Source organism: Glycomyces sp. NPDC021274, assembly GCF_040641195.1.
Lineage (GTDB): Bacteria > Actinomycetota > Actinomycetes > Mycobacteriales > Micromonosporaceae > Glycomyces.
Genome location: NZ_JBFADC010000013.1, coordinates 1 through 24041 on the forward strand (window position 1 = coordinate 1; position 24041 = coordinate 24041).

Genomic DNA, 24041 nt, shown 5'->3' on the forward strand with positions numbered 1-24041 from the left:
GGGAACGGCCGCATCGCCCGGTTCCATATGGAACCGGGCGATGCGGCCGTTCCCCCTAAGCTTTGCGTCGCCCACTACGCCGGGAACCACCTCGCTCAGAGGCCCCGTGTTTCCGCAGTTGCCGTGGCGCTGCTGAGGGCCGCGCCAGCCGTTAATCGAGGTGATTGTCGCCCCTCTCAGTCTTGCACGGATCTCCTTTACCGGGAGCTTCTCAGTCTCGTGGAGGTCAAGAATTTCGCGCGGGACGGCGACATTCGCAAACCGCGCCGGTCGGGACGACTCGCAGCTTCGTCGCCGAAGCCGAGATTCCCTACGAGCCCGGAACCATCGAGGCCGTCGCGTTTCAAGACGGCCAAGAGGTCGGCCCGACCAAGATCGTCACTGGCGAACACGCCTCCCGCATCCAGGTGCGAGGTATCCGACAGGCGAAGTTCATCGGCGACAAGAGTCAACGCCAATGCGGGAAGTACATTCCGAATTGCGAGTGCGAACAAGAGTCAAGTCTCACTTCTGCAACGACTCCTCAATGTGGTCTGGTAATCGAGCCCAAGGCGGGGAAACCTCGATGAGATGCGGGCCGGCTGGACTGGTTCGTCCTGCCGACCCGCATGACCGCGCTGAGGTCAGACGCCACTGCTGGTTGGTGCCTCCTTAGGCAGATCGATTGGAGGAGAACGGATCGGCGAGTGCCGCTAGCGAAGGGTCCAGCGTTGGTTGGCGCCACCGTTGCAGGTCCAAAGAATGATCGGGGTCCCGTTGGCGGTGGCGGCGTTGTTCGCGTCCAGGCACAGGCCGTTGCGGAGGTTGGTGATGGTGCCGTTGGCGTTCACGTTCCAACGCTGGTTGGTGCCGCCGTTGCAGTCCCAGATGATCGCCTTGGTGCCGGCGGTCGTGCCGTTGGCCTCGGCGTCGAGGCACTTGTTGCCGTAGACGCGCAGCTCACCGCTGCTGGTGCGGGTCCAGGACTGGTTCGACCAGCCCGAGCAGTCCCACAGCTGGGCCTGCGTGCCGTTCACCGTCGAGGAGTTCGGGACGTCGAGGCACCTGCCCGAGGCGGCGCCGACGATCTGGCTGCCGGTCGGCGTCGGTGTGGACTGATCGAGTCCGAAGAAGCGAATGGTCTCGGCCGCTTGGTGCGGCAGGTTGTGTCCGGTGTTCCGCATGCTGATGGCCTCGACCGGTGCTTGACCGCCGGTGCCGCCGTAGCGGGTGCGGGTCCAGTTCGACTGGGGCGCATCCGTGTAGTCGGCGACCTGGTCGGTGCCGTTGACGTTGGTCCACTGGTCGATCTGCTCTTGGAAGTTCGGGTAGCGGAGCACGTCGTCGTTGACGCCGTGCCAGATCTGCATGCGCGGCCAGGGGCCTGAGTAGCCGGGGTTGGCGTTCCGGACCGCGTCGCCCCACTGCTGCGGTGTGCGGTTGATCGTGCCGTTCGCGCAGTTGGTGTTCCATTCCGTGCTTCCCGCGAAGCAGGTGAAGGGCACACCGGCGTAGGCCGATCCCGCCTTGAAGACCTCGGGATAGACCCCGAGGAGGACGTTGGTCATCATCGCGCCTGAGGAGATGCCGCTCGCGTAGATCCGGTTCGGGTCGGCGCCGTACCGCGACAGCGCGTAGTCGACCATGGACTTGATGCTGGCCGAGTCGCCGCCGGTACCGTTGAGCGAGCCCTGCGAGGCGACGTCGAAACACTTGCTGGCGCGGGTGACGGAGGGGTAGACGACGATGTAGCCGTGTTGGTTGGCGAGCTCGTCGAACTGAGTCCCGTTGTAGAAGTCGGTCGCCGACCCGGTGCACCAGTGGACGCCGACGAGGATCGCCGGGTTCGGTTTCACGTTGTCGGGCACGTAGACGTACATCTGGAGATTGCCGGGGTTGCTCCCGAAGTTCGTGATCTGGGTGAGTTGCGCGGCCCTGGCGGGGCTGGGATTGAGGAAGACGGCGAGCGCCGACGCGATGATGAGGGCGACCGTCAGGAACGCGGCCGCACTGCGGCGCAGGTGGATGATCGTTGGCACGGAGTTGTCCTTTGTGAGTGCGGACATGGGCCGAGGTGCCGGACACGCTTCCGGCACCTCGGAGCTATTGGTGGGCGATGCCGGAACTAGGTGAGGGTCCAGCGTTGGTTGGTGCCGCCGTTGCAGGTCCAGAGGATGATGCGGGTGCCGTTGGCGGTGCCGCGGCTGTCGGCGTCGAGGCATTTGCCGTTCGCGTTGTTGGTGATGGTGCCGTTCGAGTTGACGGTCCATTTCTGGTTGCTGCCGCCGTGGCAGTCCCAGAGGACGGCTCGGGTGCCGTCGGCGGTTCCTGCGCCTTCGGCGTCCAGGCATTTGCCGTTGACGCGCAGCTCATTGGCGGCGGTACGGGTCCAGGCCTGGCCGGTTCGCTGGGCGGAGCAGTCCCACAGCTGCGCCTGCGTTCCGTTCGTGGAGGCCGCGACATCGACGCACCGGCTCGACGCCGCACCCACGATCTGGTCGCCGTCCCCGGGCTGGGTCGGGCCGCCGGGGTCGAAACCGCACGTGTTGCTGTAGCTGGCGACGCCGGTGTTGTCGGCCAGGCCCGGGCACATGAACTGGGTGTAGCGGGTGTCGTTGTCGATCCAGATCTTCAGCCACGGGATGACCCGTCGCGTGACCTCCGAGTTGCCCCAGGTCGGGAAGCCGTGACCACCGCGGGTGAGCGAGACGTACGCGGCCTCGGTAGAGGCGGGCTTGGAGTTGTACAGGTTGGTGATCGACGAGTGCGTGACCGTACCGTCGTCGCGGGCGCCCATGAGCAGGGTGGGCACCGAGACGCTCGACATGTTCTGCGAGAACGACGCCGGAGCGAACGGGACCGCCGCCTGGAGGCTCGGCCGGCGCATCGCGGCGTTGACCGCGCCGCCCCCGCCCATCGAGTGCCCCATGACCCCGAGCCGGGTCGGGTCGACCCGGTCCTTGACAGGGCTCTGCTGCGTCAGGTAGTCCAAGGCGGCGAGAAGCTGCGTGCCGCGCGCGTCGTCCCAGTCGTTAGGGCTGTTGGTGTCGATGCCGATGACCACGAACCCGAACGAGGCGAGCCAGTGGCCCATCCAGGCGCCTTCGGCGGCCCAGGACGCGGTGTAGCCGGGGACGACCGCGACGGCGCCGAACGTGCCCTGACTCGTGTCGGTCGGGTGGTAGATCTTCCCGCCCTTGAAGCCGTGACCGCCGCCGACCGTGAGCTCGGCGGTGGCGAACGTACCCCGCTGCGCCGCAACGCTCTGGACCGTGGGGGCCGGACCGCGCTCGTACGGATTCTGCTGCGCTGACGCCGGCTGGGCGATGACCAGGCTGGTCATCATGGCGGCGACCGCCGTCAAGATGACCAGCGCGAGCCGCTTCGGCCCTGACCGGTTGAGAACTGGACTGCTCATCGATTCCTCCTCTAGAGACAGACGCGACGAAGCTGCTGTCCGTGCGCTCCTACATGAATGTTTCGACATACATCAATACGATGTTCAGGATAGGCGGGCTCGATGCTTCAGGACAAGAGGCCGGGCGGGAAATTTTATCGATCGAGTGCCGCGAGTCGGCCGCAACGCACCATCGGCCCCAACTTCCGGGCGAGCAACGTGAGGCAATATGACCGAATCATCCGCTATGCGCGCAAAATTCGGGCGGTATGGAGTGGTTGCGCTTGCGGGCGAACGCAGTTATGCTCTGCAAATCCCTATATCGATATAGGTCGATTCATCGTGGCGGATCGGCCAGTGCCGGACAGGCTCTTGTCGCCGTACCCAGCGCACACCTCTGGCCACAGGATTAGAACGATTCAACCTCTTCCGAGTGCGCGGTGACGGGCGGCACCAGGCATCCAGCGCGCGTGGCACCGCGCACTCGGAAGATCGATAACCCGACTAGCACGGAGTGAACATGCACATGCCAACCTCTCGACGGGCGAGACGCCTGCGAGCATCCGCTGCGGCGGTGACGGGTCTTGTCGCCGCCGCAGCGGCGACGTTGATGGCGGTTAACGGCGCGAACGCCGCCACCACCCGTTACGAAGCCGAGAGCGCTCCGGCGACCTGCAACGGCACCATCGATACGAACCACGCCGGCTACTCCGGCAGCGGCTTCTGCAACTCGAACAACGCCGTTGGCGCCGCTAACCAGTTCACGGTGAATGCCCCGAGCGCGGGCACAGCGACGCTCGCGATCCGGTACGCCCACGGCGGCACCGACACCCGATCGGCCGACATCGTCGTCAACGGGACGACGGTGCACGCGGCGAGTGCGTTCGCCGCGACCGGCGCTTGGACGACCTGGTCGACCAAGACCGTCACCATCCCGGTCAACGCCGGGAGCAACACCGTCCGACTCGCAGCCTCCACCGCCGCGGGCCTGGCGAACATCGACTACGTCGAGGTCACCGACGGTGACCCGCCCCAGCAGGGCGACGGCCGCTACGAGGTCGAGGAGCTCACACGGGGCGTGACCGTGGTGCCCTCGGGCAGCGGTAGGCTCGTGTCCTGGCGGCTGCTGGGCACCGACCCGTCCAATGTGGCCTTCAACGTCTACCGCGACGGCACCAAGCTCAACGGCTCACCGCTGACCGGGGCGAGCAACTACCTGGACACCGGCGGGTCCGCCTCCTCGCAGTACACGGTGCGGTCCATCGTGAACGGCACCGAAGGCACCGCCTCGGGCACCGAGGTCACGCTCAACTCCAGCGGCTACTACGACGTCCCGATCCAGCGCCCCGCCAGCGGCACCACTCCCTCGGGCGAGTCGTTCTCCTACTCGGCCGGCGACCTCAGCACCGGCGACCTGGACGGTGACGGCGATTACGAGATGATCGTCAAGTGGGACCCGAGCAATCTCAAGGACAACTCGCACGCCGGCTACACGGGCAACACGATCATCGACGCCTACAAGCTCGACGGCACTCGGATGTGGCGCATCGACCTGGGCCGCAACATCCGCTCCGGCGCGCACTACACGCAGTACCAGGTATTCGACTACGACGGCGACGGCAAGGCCGAGATCGCCATGAAGACCGCCGACGCCACCCGCGACGGTGTCGGCACGGTCATCGGCAACGGGAACGCGGACCACCGAAACGGCTCGGGCTACGTCCTGGCAGGCCCGGAGTTCCTGACGATCTTCAACGGGCAGACCGGCGCGGCGATGGACACGATCAACTACAACCCGCCGCGCGGGAACGTCGGCTCTTGGGGCGACACGTACGGCAACCGGGTCGACCGGTTCCTCGCCGGGACGGCCTACCTCGACGGAGAAACGCCGTCGATGATCTTCGCCCGCGGCTACTACACCCGCTCGGTCATCTGGGCCGTCGACTGGAACGGCACCGACCTGACCTCCCGCTGGACGTTCGACTCGAACACCGCCGGTTCGCAGTACACCGGCCAAGGAGCGCACAGCCTCTCCATCGCCGACATGAACGGCGACGGGAACCAGGACGTCGTCTACGGCGCCATGGCGATCGGCTCCAACGGACAGGCGCTCTACAACACCCGCCACGGCCACGGCGACGCACAACACGTGACCGACCACGTGCCCAGCCGGGCCGGCCAAGAGTCGTTCATGGTCCACGAGTCGGGCAGCGCCCCGTCCTCCAGCCTGAACGCCTCCAACGGGCAGATCCTGTTCCAGACCAGTCCGAGCGGCGACAACGGCCGCGGCGTCGGCGCGAACATCCTCGCCTCGAACCCCGGGTCCGAGTACTGGTCGGCGAACGTCGGGGGGCTGCTCAACGCCTCCGGCCAGAACATCGGGTCGAAGCCCGGCTCGATGAACTTCCTGTCCTGGTGGGACGGCGACGGTGAGCGTGAGCTGCTTGACGGCACGTCCATCACCAACTACCCGTCCGGGACGTCGCTCTCCGGGTCAGGCGTGTCCTCGAACAATGGCACCAAGTCCACCCCGGGCCTGTCCGCCGACCTGTTCGGCGACTGGCGCGAGGAAGTCGTCTGGAAGACGACCGACAGCTCCCGGCTGCGGATCTACTCGACGCCGCACCAGACGAACCTGCGCATCCCGACACTGATGCACGACATCCAGTACCGGGTCGCCGTCGCCTGGCAAAACACCGCGTACAACCAGCCGCCTCACCCGAGCTTCTACATCGGCAGCGACAAGACCAGCTACGCCTGGCCCGACGTCCACACTCCGTAATTCTCGCGTGCTCCAGGTACCTGTGCCGGGAGTCAGGGGCATGCGGCAGAGCGAGGCGGACCTTCGTGGTCCGCCTCGCCTGTCACTTCCACCGCGTGTACTGCCACGGCGGTAGCAACCCGAAATGGACCGTGAACGCCAACGGCTCGATTACGAATACCCAGTCGGGCAAGTGCCTGGAGGCCGACCAGTCGGGGCATGGCCAACAGCACCGGGATCATCCTGTGGTCCTGCAACGACGGCACCAATCAAGGCTGGGCCGTCAACTAGAGCTCCGCCCCTGAACCGCTGACAACCCGATCCGAAGCACCGGCGACGCCGGCGCCTCGGATCAGTTTTGGCGGTCTCGAAGGAGGCAGAGGGGGATTTCGTGATTCGGAACGACAGGCTGAGGGCCGTGGTCACTGGTCCCCGCGGTGATCGGGGAGGTCTATTGAGGTTCGATATACCCGATACGGAGGCAATCGGTTTCGTGGCCGGACTTCAGGGGCCGCACCGGCTCAAGGTGGTGCCGAGAACGCAGAGTGCGGAGGCCCGGTGAAGCGCGGCAAGGTCACCATGAGCGACGTCGCGCGCCTCGCCGGCGTGTCGCCCATGACGGTCTCCAACGTCGTCAACAAGCGCGTCAACGTGAGCGATGAGGCCAAGGCACGCGTCCTGGAGGCCATTCGCGCCTCCGGCTACCAGATCAACCTCTCGGCCCGTGCCCTGCGTTCCGGGCGCAGCAGGGTCATCGGATTCGCCGTCCCCCAGCTCGACAACCCTTACTACGGGATGCTCGCCGGCCTCCTGAGCGAGCAGGCGCATGAGCGCGGCTACCGCATCGCGGTCGAGCAGACCCGCGGCATCGCCGAGGGCGAGGCCACGGCGATCGCCCAGTCGCAGGTACTCCACCTGGACGGCCTGATCATGGCGGCGGTCGAGTTCGACCCGCTCGTACCCCCGATACCCTCCCAGGGATACCCGATCGTGCTGCTCGGCGAGCAGGACCTGGGCGGCAGGTACGACCACATCATGATGCCGAACGAGGCCGGCACCGCCGCGGCCACCGAGCACCTGATCGACCAAGGTTGCCGACGCATCGCGGTCGTCACCGACGCCGAGTTCAACCGGCTCACCATGATCACGCGGCGCTACAACGGCTACCGCAACGCGCTGGAGGACCGTGGGCTCCAGGTCGATCCCGACCTTCGGCTCATCCTCGAGGCGTTCTCCCGGGAGAGCGCCCGCAGCACCGGGCGCCGGATCGCCGAGTCGGACCTGGGCATCGACGCCGTGGTCGCGTTCACCGACACCGTTGCGATGGGGATCATGCGGGGCCTGCTCGACCGCGGTGTCCGAGTGCCCGACGACATGCGCGTCATCGGCTTCGACGACATTCCCGAATCCCCGGTCCTCACCCCTTCGCTGTCCACTGTCAGTCCCGATCATCGGTGGACGGCGGCAAAGGCCCTGGACCTCATCATCTCGCGCATCGACGAACTCGAGATCCCTCCCCGCCAGCACACCGCCCCGTTCGAGGTGGTCGCGCGGGAGTCCACCGCGTGAGCAACGGGAATCGGGCCGGAGGGCATCCGCCCGGCCCCTACTCCCGTGCGGCCGAGAGCAATGAACAGGCCATCGACCGTACCGCTTCTTCCGTGTTAGCGACGGTCAAATCGTGCTCGTTGAGGCCTGCACGGCAATTGCGGCCGTGCTGGTTACGTTGCGGTGAGGGCCTCAACCAGGCGACGGCAGCGGAGCGGGTCCTCGGTCAGGCCGACGTCCAAGCCCCACAGCCAGTAGTCGATCGCGCGGACGATCGCCCAGCCGCGGGCTTTGCCGGCGTCCAACTCGGCGGCGCCGACAATGGTGTCGAGCAAGGTGCGCACGCCTGCCGGGCCGACGGCCTCGTCGAGCCTCGTCCACATCAACTCCGGTACCGAGTGCTCGGGGTCGCCGGAGACGGCCTTGGGGTCGACCGCCAGCCAAGGCTGACGATGACCGGCGAGCACGTTGCCGTAGTGGAGATCCGCGTGCGCGAGCAGGGATCCGGTGCCGGTCCCGAGGTCGCGCGCCAGGTCCGCGGCCAGGTCCGTCCACCGCCGGGGGACCGGTCGGCCGAGGCGCTCGTTGCGCGTGTGCAACGGTGTCGGCTACATACGCCGCGATCTCGCTCAGGGGACGGATGCCCTCCGGAGCGGAGATCGCCAGCTGCCGTACCAGGCCGCCGGCGATTTCGGCCGCAGCCAGAAGCGGCAGATTGCGGAGACTTCGCCGGGATTCCAACCGCTCCAGGAGCAGCGCCCCGGCATCGTCGTCGGCGTCGAAGAGCCGCACGGCGCCGTCGCCGTTCCAGGCCCGCAGCGCCGCGGCCTCGTCGACCGTCGAATGTTCCTGCCATCCGATCTTGAGGACGAGTGCTGCTCCGTCCCGGCGCACCGGAAAGACGACGCCGAGCTCGCCGTGCATCGCGGGCTCGGTGGTCGGCTCAAGTCGCCAACGGTCGCACAGTTCGGCCACGAGCGCGGGCAGCCCTTCGATCCACCGGCGGCCCGGCTCGCCACTGAGCCGGATCCGTTCCTCGGCGAAGGCCCGGGGTACCTCGATCACGGGCCACACATTACCGACGGCGTGCGGGAAGCCGCAATCTCGAATTCCCTCGCCGCCCGTGGACGGCACGGTTGCTGAGCAAGATGCTGTAGATGACCCTGGGGTGGCGCCGATCGGCGCCATCCCAGGCGGACTTACTACTTATGGAACGAGTTCCCGAGTCGATTCCGTTCCGAGGCTGGAACGACCAGGTTCGGATGCCGAGTCACGTGGACCTTCCCAGCTAGAAGTGTGAGGTCCAAGTCCCACTCGAATTGCAGCCGCCAACGAAAGCGTTCGTCGGCGCTGTGGAGGGCGAGACGGACTTCGTAGTCGTTCCAGGCGTTGATTGCCCGCAGCTGCCCGACGACCATCGACAGCTCACCCAGGACCGCCGCCCGACCAGCGTGCTGAACGCGGTGGCAGTCAGGGCACAACGCGACGAGTCGAGCGAGTCGCTGCACCGCCAAGTCCGCATGGACTTCGAAGTGCCAGAGCTCGTGGCAGTCAGGGCGGCGGGGCTTTCCGGACTCGGGGTCATATCCCGGCTGCCCGCAGACTTCACAGAGGTTCCCCGCGTTGTCGCAGACAGGGATGCGCAGTGCGTCCCACTGGCTCTTGGGCAGGATGCCTCGGAGGTTCGAGCCCCAGACGTTCTCCGGCAACATGTCCGGGTAGAGAAGACCGGGGCCGATTGGGAGTGCATCGATCATCGGTGCCGAGGGCCGAGCCGCGATGTCCTGATGTGGTTGGGAATCTCGCGTTCTTGACCTGGAACGGTGGGCCAGCATGCGGAACCATTTCATGCGGCAACTGCCCCTCCGTTGCTCCCGCCGAGTCGCTTGGTTAGCTCAGCCTGAAGCGCCGACATCTGAGCGAGCAGCTCCTCGTTCGACATCAGGCCCGACCGAACGCGGCTGTTGCGATCTGTCGGCTCGGACGGCGCTTCCCGTCGTTGTTGCTGGCGCACCTTTTCGAGGGCGGCGAGTGCGGTCTCATCGGCGTTCGCGACGGTGTGCAGGTATCTCTCGGTCGTCGTGATGCTGCCGTGGCCAAGGCGTTCCTTCACGACCATGAGATCCGCGCCGCCGTTCAGCAGCCAAGACGCATGGGCATGCCGTAGCAAGTGCATCCGGATGTCGACCTTGATTCCCGCTGTTTTCAAGGCGGGCTTGATGATCTGTTCCCTGAACCAGCGGTTGGGAATGTGGCCGTCGGTGTCCCAAGTACGAAGCTTGCGAGGACTGTCCTTGCCGTTGGCGCGGCGCTTTCGGCGGTAGGCCGCCATCGCTTCTTTGCAATGGGCGCAACGGCAGCGCCCGGCCGTGTAGGCGCTCATCGTGCCGTGCGCGAAGGTCTGACCACGGCGATTTCGTTTGGTGCGGCCCGAGGGCTCACCGAGGGAGATCTTGGCGTTGCTGGAGGAGCGCAGTGTCTGGGGTTGGTACCAGAACAGGAGGTCATCCTTTTTCAGGTTGTTGGCCTCGATATGGGCGTCGATTTTCTCGGCGAGCTGCCCGGCGACCTTGATGAGGCGGTATTCGCCGTCTTTGGGGTAGTCCTTGACGAAGAATCGCTTGCCCTCAGGATGGAATTCCGGCCTGACCTGGACGACGGCGCGGCAGACCGTGAACGCCTGGTGTTCGGAGTCCCAGTCCGACACGCGAAGCTCAGTGAGCTCACCCCATCGCATTCCGGTTTCGATCGCCGTCTCCACCACCAGCTTCGACATGGCGTCCGGGAGTGCCTCATAGAAGACGTCGAACTGAGCGGGAGTAATGATGGTGAGCGGCTTCCTTGGAACCGGGTCGGTCTTGACGAGAAGGCACGGGTTCTCGGCGAGGTACCGATCGTTGACCGCGCTGCCGAGGATCGAGCTAAGTAGCTGCTTGAGGCGCTTCCTGGTCGTGGCGGAGACGCCATGGCTCTTGAGCTCGGAGAGCCATTCCTTGATGTCGGTGGTGTAGATGTCGAGCATCGGCCTGTCGCCGAAGAAGGCCATGAGGTGCGCGTAGAGCTGATACGTGTAGACCTCGCGGGTCTTGACTTCAACCGACAGGTGGGGGAGCCAGGTCTTCTCGACGTACTCCCTGAAGAGTGTCCGGCCGCGGACGAGGACGTCGCCCTTGCCGGCCTGGACCTTCTTCTCGGCTTCCTTCCAGGCGTCGTCGGCCGCGTCCTCGGAGTCGAAGGTTCCGGCAGATCGCGCGATGCCGTGGCGGTCGAGGAACATCGCGGTCCAGCGCTCGTCGCCGAATCTGTTCGTCTTCTTGTTGCAGTAGCCCATGGGGGAGCTCCGGTTCTCGCTTGTTTTTCGCTTGTCAGACCATTCGTGATCGACAAGGACCCAGGGGTACGCACAGGTACGTTGAAACGCTGTGTTTTCCCTGGTCAAGAACCAGTTTTCAGTTGGACTTCCTGCTCGCCTAGGGTCGTCGCAATTACGACAGGACCGGGCTCATAACCTGGAGGTCGGTGGTTCAAATCCGCCTCCCGCTACTGGATGAAAAACCCGGTTTCCTCGAAAGAGGGAGCCGGGTTTTTCTTATGCCCTTGGTCGCATCGAGTCGTGGGTGATTCCCATTCAGGTGCGGTTGTCGCCGGTGGCGAGGGCCCAGATGACTATGGTGTCGAGGGCGATGACCGCTATCGACCAGGCGGGCTCTATCGGCAGCCATAGGAAGTTGGCGATGAGCGAGGTCGACGCCAGGATGAGGCCGAGCAGGCGGGCGGTGGCGTTGCCGGTGAAGAGGGCGATGCCGACGGCGATGGCGAAGGCGCCGACGATGAGGTGGACCCAGCCCCATGCGGCGATGCTGAACTCGAACGCGTAGCCGGCCGGGGCGGTGAAGTATCCGCCTCGGGCGATCGCCGCGATGCCGGTGAACGCCTGCCAGCCGCCGCCCACGAGCAGCATGATCGCCGGAAAGATGTGGCGCTTCGCTGTGACCGCTGTGGTCGTCATGGCTCCCCCGATCTGCGTGTCCCGTACCGATCATGGACCCGCGAGGCTTCGGGCGGGCCCGACTCGGCGAATGTCCCGCCTGGACGGTGGGCGGAACGGGCGGATTCGGCGGCGCGTCTGCGCTTGCGCCGCTATCGTCTGGGCCATCCACGGCGCTGCGTCCGGACGGGAGGTCCACGGTGAACGACGACGCGAAGCCGGCGATGCCCCCGTGGCTCGACCTGGCGCTCACGGTCATCATGGCGCTGGCGGCCGTGGGCACTGCGTGGGCCGGGTTCCAGAGCGCGAAGTGGAGCGGCCTGCAGGCCATCTCGTTCGCTGAGGCCGGTGCTGCCCGGACCGAGTCGGCGAAGGCCTCCACCGACGCCGGGCAGGACCGCCTGACTGATCTGGTGGCGTTCACCTCCTGGATCGGGGCGCTGCAGGAGGAGATCATCGCCGGGACCTCGACGCGTCCCAGCGGCGACTACGAGCCGAATCCGGAGGAGGTCTCGGGGTTCCTCTATGAGCGGTTCCGGCCCGAGTTCAAGCCGGCTGTCGACGCCTGGGTCGCCACGCGGCCGATGGTGAACCCGGATGCGCCCGCGACGCCGTTCGAGATGCCGGAGTACCGCCTCGAATCGGAGGCGCTCGCGGCCGAGCTTGTCGAGCGGGCCGAGGCGGCGACCGCCGAGGCCCACGATGACAACCAGCGTTCGGACGACTATGTGTTCATGGCGGTGATCCTTGCGCTCGCCCTGTTCTTCGCCGGGGTGGCGGGGCGTTCGCGCACGGCGCGCTCGCAGCGCCTGCTCGCGGGAGCCGCCGTGGTCACGTTCATCGGGGCCGCGATCGTGCTGCTGGTGCTGCCGAAGACGTTCTGAGCCGTTCGCGGGAATCGCGCACTGCGGCGCGGCCCGGGCGGTAGCGTCCGTTCGAGGAGCGGCACAGGCTCCGCAATGGGAGGCAGGCATGGCAGTGAAGGCACCCGTCGACCTGGTGCTGGTCGAGTTCTCGGGCAACCGGTTCGACGGCCGGGTCCTCACCGAGCTCGAGCGGCTCTCCGCCGACGGCACCATCGAGGTCCTGGACGCGCTGCTGGTCAGCCGTGGCGCTGACGGCTCCATCGCGTGGCTCGAGGCGTCTACGGTGGATGACCGGCTCGCGTCGCTCGTGGGCGAGCCCGCCGGGTTCCTGAGCGCCGAGGACGCCGAGGCCCTCGCCGAGGAGCTGCAGCCAGACACCGCGATCGGCATGCTCGTGTTCCAGCACTCCTGGGCCGCGACCCTCGCCGACGCCGTGCAGGGCGTCGGCGGTCGCCTGCTCGACTGGGAACGCGTGCCCGCCGCAGCCGTCGCCGAACTCGCCGAGAACTAGGAGGCACCGCCATGATCCGACGTGTTGGACGGCCGGGCCTGCTCGGCACCATGGCCCGCACCGCCGTCATCACCGGCACCGCGGGCGCGGTCAACCGCTCCATGAACCGCGCCGCCCAGGGCCGCGCTCAGACGCAGGCCGACGCGGAGGCCTACCGCCAGCAGCAGGCCGCCCCCGCAGCGCCTACCGAGCCCGGAGGCGACGACGTGATCGCCAAGCTGAGCCAGCTCGGACAGCTGCACGCCTCCGGTGTGCTCACCGACGACGAGTTCGCCGCCGCCAAAGCGAAGCTGCTGGCCTGAACCGCGGGGTGGGCCATGCCGGACTCGAAGCGTTCTTGAGGCCCGCCGGTTCAGCGGGGCGGGGCCGTGGTGGCGCGGACGACGAGCTTGGCGTCGCATTCGGTCTCCCGGCCCGGGAGGGACCCGTTCTCCAAGCGCTCCACCGCGTTGCGCACTGCGTGCTCGGCGATGCCGGGGGCGTCCTGGCGGACCGTGGTGAGGTTGATGTGCGACAGGTGCGAGAGGTTGCCGTCGTCGTAGCCGACGATCGAGACGTCGCCGGGGACGTCCACGCCGCCGCTGCGCAGGGCGTGCATGAGGCCGATCGCGCAGCGGTCGTTCGCGGCCAGGACCGCCGTGGGGAGCTCGCCCTCGCTGAGGAGGAGCATCCCGGCGGCGATGCCGGCGTCCTCGTCCTGCGCGCCGGGGATCACGCGGATCTCGTCGGCGAGGCGGTGGCGGCGCATGGCGGCGCGGTAGGCGCTGCGGCGGTCGGCCGAGCCGGGGCCCTTGCCGCCGTCGATGTGCACGATGCGGCGGTGTCCGAGGTCGGCGAGGTGGTCGACGGCCTGGCGGACGCCTTTGGCCTCGGCGGTGTGGACGCTGTCGACGCCGGGGGTGGTGGCCTTGCGGCCGACGACGACGGTGGGGACGCTGCCGCCGAGCCGTTCGGTGGCGTGCGATTCGGGGTCGGAGACGAGGAGCACGAGCGCTTCGCAGCGGTGGCCGAGGAGCGCTCCCGTGGCCATGTGCTCGTCGCGGCCGGGCGCGACGGCGGAGAGCAGCACGTCGTAGCCGAGCTGCGCGGCGGCCGGGTAGATGGCCTTGACGACCTCGGCGTGGAAGGGCTGCTCGAGGTTCATGAGGACCCCGAGGGTGCGGCTGCGGCCGCGGGCGAGCATCTGGGCGGCGCTGTCGGGCCGGTAGCCGAGCTCTTCGGCGGCCTTGAGGACCCGCTCGCGGGTCGCCGCGCCCGCACCGGGGCGGTCGCGCAGGACGAGGGAGACGAGCGTGCGGGAGACGCCCGCCCGCGTGGCCACGTCGGCCATGGTGGCGCGTTGCGGGGCGCCTTTGGGGGCCGCCTCCTGCTGGGGCTCGAGCGCTTCGTCCAACGCCTCATCCTCTCGTGGCCTCGGTGGGCGCGAGGCCGGTGACCCGAGTTTATTTCCGTCTTGCCGGGCGGCTTGACGCGCGGGCCTGGAAGTGAGTATATTCCAAATCACTGTCGCGCGACAGTAACGCGCGACAGTGGAGCGCTCCAGATTTCAGAGGGAGGTGTGCACGTGGCCGCGACGCATGACGTCGTCACGATGGGCCGAGTCGGTGTCGACATCTACCCGCAGCAGATCGGCGTCGGCCTCGAGGACGTCGAGTCGTTCGCCAAGTTCCTGGGCGGGAGCCCCACGAACGTGGCCGTGGCCGCGGCGCGGTACGGGCGCACGGCCGGCGTGATCACCAAGACCGGCGCCGACCCCTTCGGCCGATTCGTGCGCAAGGCGCTCCGGGGGTACGGAGTGGATGATGCGCTGGTCGGGACCTCCGAGGGCTTGCCGACTCCGGTCACGTTCTGCGAGATCTTTCCCCCCGACGACTTCCCGCTCTACTTCTACCGGTTCCCGACCGCCCCTGACCTCGACATTCGTCCTGAGGAACTGGATTTCGACGCCATCCGGAACGCTGCCGTCTTCTGGGCCACGGTCACCGGCCTCTGCCAGGAGCCCTCGCGCTCGGCCACGCTCGCCGCGCTCGAAGCGAGAGGCGGACGCGGCATCACCGTGCTCGACCTCGACTACCGGCCGATGTTCTGGGACTCGCCCCAGGCTGCCCGCGACTGGGTGAAACTGGCCTTGCCGCACGTCACCGTCGCGGTCGGCAACCGCGAGGAGTGCGAAGTGGCCGTAGGCGCCCACGACACTCCCGCCGAAGCCGCCCAGGCGCTCCGCGCGGCCGGCGTCTCGCTCGCCGTCGTCAAGCAGGGCCCGAAAGGCGTGCTCGCCCTCGACGACAGCGGACAGGTGGAAGTGCCACCCGCACCCGTGACCGTGGTCAACGGCCTCGGCGCGGGCGACGCCTTCGGCGGCGCGCTCGTGCACGGCCTGCTCGCCGGCTGGGACACCGGGCGCATCATGCGCTTCGCCAACGCGGCGGGCGCGCTCGTCGCGGGCGCACTCGCCTGCTCCGACGCCATGCCGACCGAAGCCGAAGTGGAGCAGAAATTGCAGGAGGCAAGCGATGCGGCCTGACCGGCTCACCGAACTGGCCCGGACCCGGCTGACCGACCCGGGCGCGATCCGCAAGGCCGCCGACGTCCGCCCGCGGGCCACCGGGCCCCTCGGGCCCACCGGCAAGTGCTTCATCATCGCCGCCGACCACCCCGCCCGCGGCGCCCTCGCCACCGGCGGCGACCCGATGGCCATGGCCGACCGCGGCGACCTGCTCGACCGCCTGACCACCGCGCTCGAGAACCCCGGCTGCAACGGCGTGCTCGCCACCGCCGACATCCTCGAAGACCTCCTGCTGCTCGGGGCCCTCGACGGGAAGACCGTCTTCGGGTCGATGAACCGCGGCGGCCTCGCCGGGGCCGCGTTCGAGATCGACGACCGGTTCACCGGCATGAGCGCGAACGCGATCGCCCGCATGGGCTTCGACGGCGGCAAGATGCTCACCCGCATCGACTACGACGACGACCGCACCGCGCCCACCCTCGAAGCGACCGCCCGTGCAGTAGACGCGCTGGCCGAACAAGGGCTCATCGCGATGGTCGAACCGTTCATCTCCCGCCGCGAAGGCGGCAAGGTCGTGAACGACCTGACGACCGAAGGGGTCGTCACCTCGGTCGCGATCGCCTCCGGCCTCGGCTCGACCTCGGCGTACACCTGGCTGAAGCTGCCCACGGCACCGGACATGGCGCGCGTCGCCGCCGCCTCCACGCTGCCGATGGTCGTGCTCGGCGGCGAGGTCGCCGACCTCGCCGCGCAGCGCGAAAGCTGGGGCCGGTCCCTCGCACTGCCCAATGTGGTCGGACTGACCGTGGGCCGCTCCCTCCTGTACCCGGCCGACGGCGACGTCGCCGGGGCCGTCGAAGCGGTGGTGAGCCTCCTGTGAGCACCTACTTCCTGCCCGCCGGATCCACTGCGGACGGCGACTACGACACCGTCGTCACCCCGGAGACCGCCGGATGGACCTACTCCGGCCTGAAAGTGCTGGCGCTGCATCCTGGCGGCACCGCGACCTTCGCCACGGGCGACGCCGAAACGCTCGTCCTGCCGCTCTCCGGGAGCTGCACCGTCACCTGCGACGGCGAGACCTTCGCGGTCCAAGGCCGCCGGAACGTCTTCAGCCGCGTGACCGACTTCGTCTACGTCCCAAGGGATGCCGAAGTAACGGTCACCAGCGCGAGCGGCGGCCGGTTCGCCCTGCCGTCCGCGAGATGCGAGCGCCGCCTGCCCGTCCGCTACGGTCCGGCCGAGAACGTCCCGGTCGAGCTGCGCGGCTCCGGCCAGGCCTCGCGCCAGGTCAACAACTTCTGCACGCCGGAGACTTTCGCGGCCGACAAGCTCATCGCCTGCGAGGTCATCACCCCCGGCGGCAACTGGTCGTCCTATCCGCCGCACAAGCACGACGAGGCGAAGGGCACTGAGGCCGAACTCGAGGAGATCTACTACTTCGAGGTCAGCGACCCTGCAGGGATCGCCTGGCAGCGGGTCTACGGCACCCCCGAGCGGCCCATCGAAGTGAGCGAGGCGGTCCGCAGCGGCGATGTCGTCGTGATCCCGCACGGCTGGCACGGCCCCAGCGCCGCCGCCCCCGGTTACGACCTCTACTACCTCAACGTGATGGCCGGGCCCGGTGAGGACCGCGCCTGGCTCATCAGCGACGACCCCGCCCACGCCTGGGTCCGGTCCACTTGGGCCCCTGAGGATCTCGATCCTCGCCTGCCGATGTCCTCTGCCGTGGAGAAGGAGGGCGACGATGCCCGCTGAGACCGTGCCCGCCGCGACCGTGCGCCTCACGACCGCCCAAGCCCTCGTCCGGTTCCTCGCCGCCCAGTACTCCGAGCGCGACGGCGACGAGCAGCGCCTCATCCCGGGCGTGTGGGGGATCTTCGGCCACGGGAACGTCGCCGGGCTCGGGCAGGCGCTCCTCCAAGCGGCCCGGACCGGCGAGGCGGACCTGCCGTACTACCTGGCCCGGAACGAGCAGGCCATGGTCCACGCCGCCGCGGCCTACGCCAAGGTGAAGAACCGGCTCCAGGCCTTCGCGTGCACCGCCTCGACCGGCCCGGGCTCGACGAACATGATCACCGGCGCGGCGCTGGCGACCACCAACCGGCTTCCGGTACTGCTGCTGCCCTCCGACATGTTCGCCTCCCGGGCGGCCGACCCCGTGCTCCAGCAGCTCGAGGACACCCGCGCCGGGGACGTGTCCGTGAACGACGCGTTCCGGCCCGTCTCCAAGTACTTCGACCGCGTCAGCCGGCCCGAGCAGCTGATCCCGGCCGCGCTGGCGGCGATGCGAGTGCTCACCGATCCGGTCGAGACCGGCGCCGTGACCTTGTGCCTCCCGCAGGACGTGCAGGCCGAGGCCTTCGACTGGCCGCTCGAATTCTTCCGCAGGCGGGTATGGCGCGTCGGCCGGGTCGCGCCCGAACCGTCTGCTGTGGAGCGGGTCTCGGCACTGCTGCGCAGTGCCGAGAAACCGCTCATCGTCGCCGGCGGCGGCGTCGTCTACAGCGAGGCGGAGGCCGAGCTGCGGGCGTTCGCCGAAGCGACCGGGATACCCGTGGCGGACACCCACGCCGGCAAGGGCGCGATCCCGTGGGACCACCCGCAGGCCGTGGGCGGCCTCGGCTCCACCGGCACCTCCGCCGCGAACGCCCTTGCGGCCCAAGCGGACGTGGTGCTTGGCATCGGGACCCGCTACTCCGACTTCACGACCGCCTCGCACACCGTGTTCGGCGACCCGGACGTCACCTTCGCGAACCTCAACGTGGCCCGCCTCGACGCCGCCAAGCACGCGGCGGAGATGCTGCTCGCCGACGCCAAGACCGGTCTTGCCGCGCTCGCTCAGGCCCTCGAGGGCTGGAGCGTCCCCGACGAGTACCGCGCCGAGACGCTGCGCCTCGCCGACGAGTGGCGGGCCGAAGCGGACGCGTGCATGCACCTCGGCCACGGCCCGCTGCCCGCGCAGACCGAGGTCCTCGGGGCGCTCAACGAGGTCCTGGACGACTCGGACGTGGTGATCAACGCCGCCGGGTCGATGCCCGGCGACCTGCAGATGCTCTGGCGCGCACGCGATCCGAAGGCCTACCACGTCGAGTACGCGTTCTCGTGCATGGGCTATGAGATCGCCGCCGGGGTCGGCACGAAGATGGCCGCGCCCGAACGGGAAGTGGTCGTCCTCGTCGGCGACGGCTCCTACCTGATGCTGTCCTCCGAGATCGCCACCATGGTCGCCGAGGGGCTCAAGGTCATCATCGTGATCGTCCAGAACCACGGCTTCGCCTCGATCGGGGCGCTCTCCGAATCCCTAGGCTCCCAGCGCTTCGGCACCGCGTACCGCTACCGGGACGAGGCGTCGGGCCTCCTCGACGGCGACGTGCTCCCCGTCGACCTGGCCGCGAACGCCGCCAGCTTCGGCGCCGAGGTCATCACCGCCGACACCGTGGCCGGCTTCCGCGAGGCGATCCTCAAGGCCAAGGCCAACACCCGAACCACCGTGGTGCACGTCGAGACCGACCCCCACGGTCCCAATCCGCCCGGCTCGGCGTGGTGGGACGTGCCCGTGAGCGAAGTGTCCGCACTGGACTCCACGCAGGCCGCCCGAGCCGCCTACACCGCCAGCAAGCGCGACCAGCGCCACTACCTCTAAGGGGACCACCGCATGCAGACCATCGAGCACTGGATCGGCGGCAAGCCGACCGCCGGCGGGTCGGACCGCCTCGCGCCCGTGTGGAACCCCGCCACGGGCGCGCAGCAGGCGCAGGTGCGCCTCGCCAACGAGTCCGATGTGGACGCTGCCGTACGGTCCGCGAAGGCCGCGTTCGAGTCCTGGGGCCGGCAGTCGCTGTCCAACCGCTCCCGCGTGATGTTCCGCCTCCGCGACCTCGTCGAACGCCATGAGCGCGAACTCGCCGAGCTCATCGCCGCCGAGCACGGCAAGGTGATCGACGACGCGCGCGGCGAGATCGTGCGCGGCCGCGAGGTGATCGAGTTCGCCTGCGGCATCACCTCCGCGCTCAAGGGCGGCTTCTCGAACGACATCTCGCGCGGCGTCGACTCCTACGAGTTCCGCCAGCCCCTCGGCGTCTGCGCCGGCATCACCCCGTTCAACTTCCCGGTCATGGTCCCGATGTGGATGCACCCCATCGCGATCGCCACCGGCAACACGTTCGTCCTCAAACCCAGCGAGCGCGACCCCTCCGCGAGCCTGTTCATCGCGCAGCTCTACGCCGACGCCGGGCTCCCCGACGGCGTGTTCAACGTCGTCAACGGCGACAAGACCGCCGTGGACGCCCTCCTCGACCACGAGGACGTCGCCGCCATCTCCTTCGTGGGTTCCACCCCCATCGCCAAGTACATCCACGAACGCGCCCAGCAGAACGGGAAGCGCGTGCAGGCCCTCGGCGGCGCGAAGAACCACGCCGTCGTCATGCCCGACGCCAACCTGGACTGGGCCGCGTCGCAGCTCACCGCCGCCGCGTTCGGCTCGGCCGGGCAGCGCTGCATGGCCGTCTCCGTCGCGGTCGCCGTGGGCGACGCCGCCGACGAACTCGTGGGCCTCCTCAAGGAGAAGGCCGAGGCCATCGTCGTCGGCGCCGGGGACGACCCCGAAGCCGAGATGGGCCCGGTCGTCACCCAGGCCTCCTGCGAGCGCGTGCACGCCTACATCGAATCCGGTGTCGCCCAAGGCGCCGAGCCCGTGGTCGACGGCCGCGGCCTGCGCGTCGAAGGGCACCTCGGCGGGTTCTTCGTCGGCCCCAGCGTCCTCGACCGCGTCACCCCCGACATGGACGTCTACCGCGACGAGGTCTTCGGGCCGCTCCTCGCCGTCGTCCGCGTCGACACCCTCGAAGCCGCGATCGACCTCATCAACGCCAACCCGTACGGCAACGGCACCGCGATCTTCACCTTCGACGGGGGCGCGGTGCGCACCTTCGAGCGGGACGTCAGCGTCGGCATGATCGGCGTGAACGTCCCGATCCCGGTGCCCACCGCCCACTACTCGTTCGGCGGCTGGAAGGACTCCCTGTTCGGCTCCAGCCACATCCACGGCCACGAGGGCGTGCGCTTCTACACCCGCGCGAAAGTGGTGACCTCGCGCTGGCCCAAGCACACCGAGTCGCAGGCCGCGCAGCTCAACTTCCCGACCTCCAGCTGACCCGCAAAGGAGCACGTCACATGCCTGGAACGCAAGCCCTGAACCTCCGGCTCGGCTCGGCCCCCGACTCGTGGGGCGTGTGGTTCCCCGAGGACGAGCGGCAGCTGCCGTACGAGCGGTTCCTGGACGAGCTGGCGGGCGCCGGCTACGAATGGCTCGAGCTCGGCCCGTACGGGTACCTGCCGACGGACCCGGCGGTGCTGGCCGCAGAGCTCGGCGAGCGCGGCCTGAAGGTCTCCGGCGGCACTGTGTTCGGGAACCTGCACCGGCCCGAGCTCTTCGGCGAGACGCTCGACATCGTCGGGAAGGTGGCGAAGCTGACCGCCTCGCAAGGCGCGAAGCACGTGGTGCTCATCCCGCCGCTGTTCCGCGATGAGAAGACCGACGCGGTCAACGATGTGACCGAGTGGGACGCGGCGCAGTGGGCCACGGTGCACGCCAACGCGAACCGGCTCGGGAAGCAGATGTTCGAGGAGTACGGCGTCCAGATCGCGCTGCACCCGCACGCGGACTGCCAGATCATGACGCAGCCGCAGATCGAGACGTTCCTGGACGGCACCGACTCCGATGTGGTGTCGCTGTGCCTGGACACGGGCCATGTCGCGTACGGCGGCGGGGACAATGTGGACTTGATTCGCCGCTACGGCGAGCGGATCGGCTATGTGCACATCAAGCAGATGGACCCCGAGATCCTGCGGCAGGTGCGCGACGAGGGCCTGGGCTTCGGCGAGGCCGTCAAGCGCGGCGTGTGCGTCGAGCCGCCCGCGGGCGTGCCGAACCCGGCGGACATCGTCACCGCACTGTCTACACTCGACGCGGAGCTGTTCGTGATCGTCGAGCAGGACCTCTACCCGTGCGAGCCGGACGTCCCCTTCCCGATCGCGGTGCGCACCCGCGAGTACCTGGGCGCCTGCGGCCTCGGCGCCGGGCGCCGGCAGTCCTGAGATCGACGAGTGAGGTAGGCACACCATGAGCATCGGCATCGGCCTGATCGGCACCGGCTGGATCGGCGAGCAGCACGTGCACCGGCTCGCGCACATCGTGGCCGGGGCGCGCGTCGTCGCGGTCGCGGACATCGACCCCGCCTCGGCCGGGAAGGTCGCGGCCTCAGTGGGCGCGCGCGTGGTCGACACGGCCGAGCGGCTGATCGCCGACCCCGACGTGGAGGCGGTGGTCGTGGCCTCCTGGGGTCCGGCCCACGCCGAGCAGGTGCTGGCCTGCATCGCCGCCGGGAAGCCGGTGTTCTGCGAGAAGCCGCTCATCACCGAGACCGCCGACGGCCTGCGGATCCTCAAGGCCGAGCAGGCCGTTGGACGCCGCCTCGTGCAGGTCGGGTTCATGCGCCGCTACGACGCCGGGTACCGGCAGATGAAGCGGATCCTGGACGCCGGCGAGATCGGCGAGCCGCTGATGGCGCACTGCGTGCACCGCAACCCGAACGTGCGCGAGGCCTACACGACCGAGATGGCCGCCAAGGACACCGCGGTGCACGAGGTCGACGCGATGCGGTGGCTGCTCGGCGAGGAGTTCGCCACCGTGCAGACCATCCTGCCGCGCAAGACCACGAAGCGGTTCCCGCACCTGCAGGACCCGCAGATCTTCCTGTTCGAGACCGCCTCCGGTGCGCGCGTCGACGTCGAGGCGTTCGTGAACTGCCAGTACGGCTACGACATCCAGTGCGAGATCGTGGGCGAGGACGGCGCGGTGCGCCTGCCCGACCCGGCCGCGCCGGTGGTCCGCAAGGGCGCCAAGGCGGGTACCGAGGTCCTGCAGGAGTTCGGCGACCGCTTCGCCGACGCCTTCGACGTCGAGCTCCAGGACTGGGTCGACCACCTGCTCGCGGGCCGGGAGCCGACCGGACCGTCCTCATGGGACGGATTCGCGGCGACCGTGGTCGTGGACGCGGCAGTGCGCTCGCTGCACTCGGGCGAGATCGTCCCGATCGAACTGCCCGAGCGGCCCGACTTCTACGCGTAGATCACCGGACCGTCGACGCCGCCGAGCGACATTTGCTATGGTCAGGCGAGTCAAGGCCCCGGCCGGCAGGCCGGGGCCTTTCACGTGTCCGATGCCCTTGAAGGTTTGCAAGTCGATGCAGCAGTACGCGATGTTGATATCGCCCTCCGCCAACCGCGTGTACGCGCGCACCGCCGCCCGCATGGCGGCGAACGAGATCCGGGTCTTCAGCGCCCACGCGCTGGACGGTGCGATCGAGGACGTGGAGGAGGCCGCGTTCGGCGGCGTCCCGTACCTCACGTTCCGCTCCGATTCGCTGAGCGCCCGCGACCTGCGGCTGCTCGCGAACCTCTCCTCCCTGTTCGCCCTCTTCGCGGTGCGCGGGACGATGCTGGAGCCCATCGCGGTCGAACGGCTCGACCGCTACGACGACGACCTCATCACGATCCTCAAATACGTGGGCAAGACCAACGAGCAGTTCACGAAGCTGCTGCTCAACGTGACGGCCGCCGTCGCACTCGACCCGGACCGCCTCCTCTCCGGCGACGTCACGGTGCTCGACCCGATGTGCGGGCGCGGCACCAGCCTGAACCAGGCCGCGATGTACGGCTGGGACGCGTTCGGCGTGGAGGTCGACAAGCGCGACTTCGAGGCGTACAGCGCGTTCGTGCAGCGATGGCTGAAGGACAAGCGGCTCAAGCACCATGCGGTCCAGAGCCGGGTGAAGCGCGAGGGTCGCGGGGTCGGGCAGCGCACCCGGGTCGAGTTCGCGGCGACGAAGGAGCGCCACCGCGCGGGGGACCTGCAGGTGGTGGAGATCGTCAACGCGGACACGCTGCGCAGCGGCGAGGTCTTCCGCAAGGGCGCCTTCGACCTCATCGTGACGGACGCGCCGTACGGCGTGCAGCACGCCGCGGTGAAGGACACGCGGGCCCTCACGCGCAAGCCGACCGAGGTCCTGGAGGCGGCGATCCCGGTGTGGGCGGACCTGCTGCGCCGGGGCGGGGCGATGGGCCTGTCCTGGAACCTCTACACGACCGCCCGCGCCGACCTCGCCGCGATGCTCGAGGAAGCGGGCCTCGAAGTGATGGCCTCAGGCCCGTTCCACGATTTCGAGCACCGGGTCGACCAGGCCATCAACCGCGACCTGATCGTGGCCCGCAAGCCCTGACGGCGGGGACGGCATTCGGGTTCGCTGCCGTCGTTGCGGTCGCACTCGGGATCCCCGCCGAGGCTTGGGTCGTGGCCGCTGCGTTGGCTGCGGGCCGGGGTGGCTGGCGGTCAAAGCGGGCGGCGACGGAGAAGCGGGCAGCCTGGTTCGGGTGCGTTGCCGCCGTTGCGGTCGCACTGGGGACCCTGGCCAGGGTCGGGGTC

At 68.6% G+C, this 24041-nt stretch carries 21 protein-coding genes and 1 pseudogene; 14 read left to right on the forward strand and 8 right to left on the reverse strand.

Annotated features, from left to right (window positions below):
* Positions 1–182: 182 nt before the first annotated feature.
* Positions 183–569: a DUF4982 domain-containing protein gene (locus AB0I03_RS22510; RefSeq protein ID WP_360415910.1), complete on the forward strand. Its 387-nt coding sequence runs from the start codon at positions 183–185 to the stop codon at positions 567–569.
* A gap of 123 nt (positions 570–692) precedes the next feature.
* Here the strand turns inward: AB0I03_RS22510 and AB0I03_RS22515 are convergent, their stop codons facing one another.
* Positions 693–2018, reverse strand: a complete 1326-nt coding sequence (locus AB0I03_RS22515) for a PHB depolymerase family esterase (protein ID WP_360415912.1) — start codon at positions 2016–2018, stop codon at positions 693–695.
* 86 nt (positions 2019–2104) lie between these two features.
* A complete protein-coding gene (locus tag AB0I03_RS22520; protein ID WP_360415914.1) occupies positions 2105–3397 on the reverse strand; it encodes a ricin-type beta-trefoil lectin domain protein in 1293 nt (430 codons plus the stop codon).
* A gap of 499 nt (positions 3398–3896) precedes the next feature.
* On the opposite strand from AB0I03_RS22520, the gene AB0I03_RS22525 reads away from it, so the two are divergent.
* Both AB0I03_RS22525 and AB0I03_RS22530 read left to right on the forward strand, forming a co-directional pair.
* Positions 3897–6158 carry a carbohydrate-binding protein gene (locus AB0I03_RS22525; RefSeq protein WP_360415916.1) on the forward strand — a complete coding sequence of 754 codons (2262 nt, stop codon included), beginning with the start codon at positions 3897–3899 and terminating at the stop codon, positions 6156–6158.
* Between the two features lie 537 nt (positions 6159–6695).
* The gene (locus AB0I03_RS22530; RefSeq protein WP_360415918.1) at positions 6696–7706 is read left to right on the forward strand and encodes a LacI family DNA-binding transcriptional regulator; all 1011 of its coding nucleotides are present in this window, start codon (positions 6696–6698) and stop codon (positions 7704–7706) included.
* 152 nt (positions 7707–7858) lie between these two features.
* Here AB0I03_RS22530 and AB0I03_RS22535 read toward each other — a convergent pair whose 3' ends face one another.
* From AB0I03_RS22535 to AB0I03_RS22555, 5 genes and pseudogenes are all read right to left on the reverse strand, one after another.
* Positions 7859–8284 (reverse strand): aminoglycoside phosphotransferase family protein, encoded by a 426-nt coding sequence (locus tag AB0I03_RS22535; protein ID WP_360415920.1) that lies wholly within the window; start codon positions 8282–8284, stop codon positions 7859–7861.
* Positions 8285–8327: 43 nt separating this feature from the next.
* A pseudogene (locus AB0I03_RS22540) lies at positions 8328–8873 on the reverse strand (aminoglycoside phosphotransferase family protein); the annotation flags it as partial.
* 14 nt (positions 8874–8887) lie between these two features.
* Positions 8888–9442 carry a hypothetical protein gene (locus tag AB0I03_RS22545; RefSeq protein WP_360415922.1) on the reverse strand — a complete coding sequence of 185 codons (555 nt, stop codon included), beginning with the start codon at positions 9440–9442 and terminating at the stop codon, positions 8888–8890.
* 89 nt (positions 9443–9531) lie between these two features.
* Positions 9532–11016, reverse strand: coding sequence for a tyrosine-type recombinase/integrase (locus AB0I03_RS22550; RefSeq protein ID WP_360415924.1), 1485 nt, complete (start codon positions 11014–11016; stop codon positions 9532–9534).
* Between the two features lie 297 nt (positions 11017–11313).
* A complete protein-coding gene (locus AB0I03_RS22555; protein ID WP_360415926.1) occupies positions 11314–11694 on the reverse strand; it encodes a hypothetical protein in 381 nt (126 codons plus the stop codon).
* A 179-nt stretch (positions 11695–11873) separates the two neighbouring features.
* Between AB0I03_RS22555 and AB0I03_RS22560 the strand changes: the two genes are divergently transcribed.
* The 3 genes from AB0I03_RS22560 (at position 11874) to AB0I03_RS22570 (ending at position 13352) form a co-directional block, all read left to right on the forward strand.
* On the forward strand, positions 11874–12557 hold the full coding sequence (locus AB0I03_RS22560) for a hypothetical protein (protein ID WP_360415928.1): 684 nt from the start codon (positions 11874–11876) through the stop codon (positions 12555–12557).
* Positions 12558–12645: 88 nt separating this feature from the next.
* On the forward strand, positions 12646–13050 hold the full coding sequence (locus AB0I03_RS22565) for a DUF6325 family protein (protein ID WP_360415930.1): 405 nt from the start codon (positions 12646–12648) through the stop codon (positions 13048–13050).
* An 11-nt stretch (positions 13051–13061) separates the two neighbouring features.
* On the forward strand, positions 13062–13352 hold the full coding sequence (locus AB0I03_RS22570; protein ID WP_360415932.1) for an SHOCT domain-containing protein: 291 nt from the start codon (positions 13062–13064) through the stop codon (positions 13350–13352).
* A gap of 50 nt (positions 13353–13402) precedes the next feature.
* Here AB0I03_RS22570 and AB0I03_RS22575 read toward each other — a convergent pair whose 3' ends face one another.
* Complete coding sequence (locus tag AB0I03_RS22575) at positions 13403–14380, reverse strand: LacI family DNA-binding transcriptional regulator (RefSeq protein WP_360416148.1); 978 nt, start codon at positions 14378–14380, stop codon at positions 13403–13405.
* Positions 14381–14614: 234 nt separating this feature from the next.
* Here AB0I03_RS22575 and iolC point away from each other — a divergent pair, with 234 nt between their 5' ends.
* The 8 genes from iolC (at position 14615) to AB0I03_RS22615 (ending at position 23838) form a co-directional block, all read left to right on the forward strand.
* The gene (gene iolC / locus AB0I03_RS22580; RefSeq protein WP_360415934.1) at positions 14615–15574 is read left to right on the forward strand and encodes a 5-dehydro-2-deoxygluconokinase; all 960 of its coding nucleotides are present in this window, start codon (positions 14615–14617) and stop codon (positions 15572–15574) included.
* Positions 15564–16436 (forward strand): aldolase, encoded by an 873-nt coding sequence (locus tag AB0I03_RS22585; protein WP_360415936.1) that lies wholly within the window; start codon positions 15564–15566, stop codon positions 16434–16436. Before iolC ends, AB0I03_RS22585 begins: the two co-directional genes overlap by 11 nt.
* Positions 16433–17314, forward strand: coding sequence for a 5-deoxy-glucuronate isomerase (iolB, locus tag AB0I03_RS22590; RefSeq protein ID WP_360415938.1), 882 nt, complete (start codon positions 16433–16435; stop codon positions 17312–17314). Before AB0I03_RS22585 ends, iolB begins: the two co-directional genes overlap by 4 nt.
* The gene (gene iolD, locus AB0I03_RS22595) at positions 17304–19202 is read left to right on the forward strand and encodes a 3D-(3,5/4)-trihydroxycyclohexane-1,2-dione acylhydrolase (decyclizing) (protein WP_360415940.1); all 1899 of its coding nucleotides are present in this window, start codon (positions 17304–17306) and stop codon (positions 19200–19202) included. The genes iolB and iolD overlap by 11 nt, the downstream gene beginning before the upstream one ends.
* A gap of 12 nt (positions 19203–19214) precedes the next feature.
* Positions 19215–20711, forward strand: coding sequence for a CoA-acylating methylmalonate-semialdehyde dehydrogenase (locus AB0I03_RS22600; RefSeq protein ID WP_360415942.1), 1497 nt, complete (start codon positions 19215–19217; stop codon positions 20709–20711).
* Positions 20712–20731: 20 nt separating this feature from the next.
* Positions 20732–21655 (forward strand): TIM barrel protein, encoded by a 924-nt coding sequence (locus tag AB0I03_RS22605; protein WP_360415944.1) that lies wholly within the window; start codon positions 20732–20734, stop codon positions 21653–21655.
* Between the two features lie 25 nt (positions 21656–21680).
* Positions 21681–22688: a Gfo/Idh/MocA family oxidoreductase gene (locus tag AB0I03_RS22610; protein ID WP_360415946.1), complete on the forward strand. Its 1008-nt coding sequence runs from the start codon at positions 21681–21683 to the stop codon at positions 22686–22688.
* A gap of 115 nt (positions 22689–22803) precedes the next feature.
* On the forward strand, positions 22804–23838 hold the full coding sequence (locus AB0I03_RS22615; protein ID WP_360415948.1) for an SAM-dependent methyltransferase: 1035 nt from the start codon (positions 22804–22806) through the stop codon (positions 23836–23838).
* Positions 23839–24041 lie beyond the last annotated feature (203 nt).

Excerpts from the sequence above, each read along its gene's own strand:
- AB0I03_RS22545 (WP_360415922.1), bottom strand. The coding sequence starts at position 9,442 with ATGATCGATGCACTCCCAATCGGCCCCGGTCTTCTCTACCCGGACATG.
- AB0I03_RS22610 (WP_360415946.1), top strand. The coding sequence starts at position 21,681 with ATGAGCATCGGCATCGGCCTGATCGGCACCGGCTGGATCGGCGAGCAG.
- AB0I03_RS22520 (WP_360415914.1), bottom strand. The coding sequence starts at position 3,397 with ATGAGCAGTCCAGTTCTCAACCGGTCAGGGCCGAAGCGGCTCGCGCTG.
- AB0I03_RS22550 (WP_360415924.1), bottom strand. The coding sequence starts at position 11,016 with ATGGGCTACTGCAACAAGAAGACGAACAGATTCGGCGACGAGCGCTGG.
- AB0I03_RS22605 (WP_360415944.1), top strand. The coding sequence starts at position 20,732 with ATGCCTGGAACGCAAGCCCTGAACCTCCGGCTCGGCTCGGCCCCCGAC.
- iolD (WP_360415940.1), top strand. The coding sequence starts at position 17,304 with ATGCCCGCTGAGACCGTGCCCGCCGCGACCGTGCGCCTCACGACCGCC.
- AB0I03_RS22525 (WP_360415916.1), top strand. The coding sequence starts at position 3,897 with ATGCACATGCCAACCTCTCGACGGGCGAGACGCCTGCGAGCATCCGCT.
- AB0I03_RS22565 (WP_360415930.1), top strand. The coding sequence starts at position 12,646 with ATGGCAGTGAAGGCACCCGTCGACCTGGTGCTGGTCGAGTTCTCGGGC.
- AB0I03_RS22570 (WP_360415932.1), top strand. The coding sequence starts at position 13,062 with ATGATCCGACGTGTTGGACGGCCGGGCCTGCTCGGCACCATGGCCCGC.
- AB0I03_RS22575 (WP_360416148.1), bottom strand. The coding sequence starts at position 14,380 with ATGGCCGACGTGGCCACGCGGGCGGGCGTCTCCCGCACGCTCGTCTCC.
- AB0I03_RS22555 (WP_360415926.1), bottom strand. The coding sequence starts at position 11,694 with ATGACGACCACAGCGGTCACAGCGAAGCGCCACATCTTTCCGGCGATC.
- AB0I03_RS22600 (WP_360415942.1), top strand. The coding sequence starts at position 19,215 with ATGCAGACCATCGAGCACTGGATCGGCGGCAAGCCGACCGCCGGCGGG.
- AB0I03_RS22615 (WP_360415948.1), top strand. The coding sequence starts at position 22,804 with ATGCAGCAGTACGCGATGTTGATATCGCCCTCCGCCAACCGCGTGTAC.
- AB0I03_RS22585 (WP_360415936.1), top strand. The coding sequence starts at position 15,564 with ATGCGGCCTGACCGGCTCACCGAACTGGCCCGGACCCGGCTGACCGAC.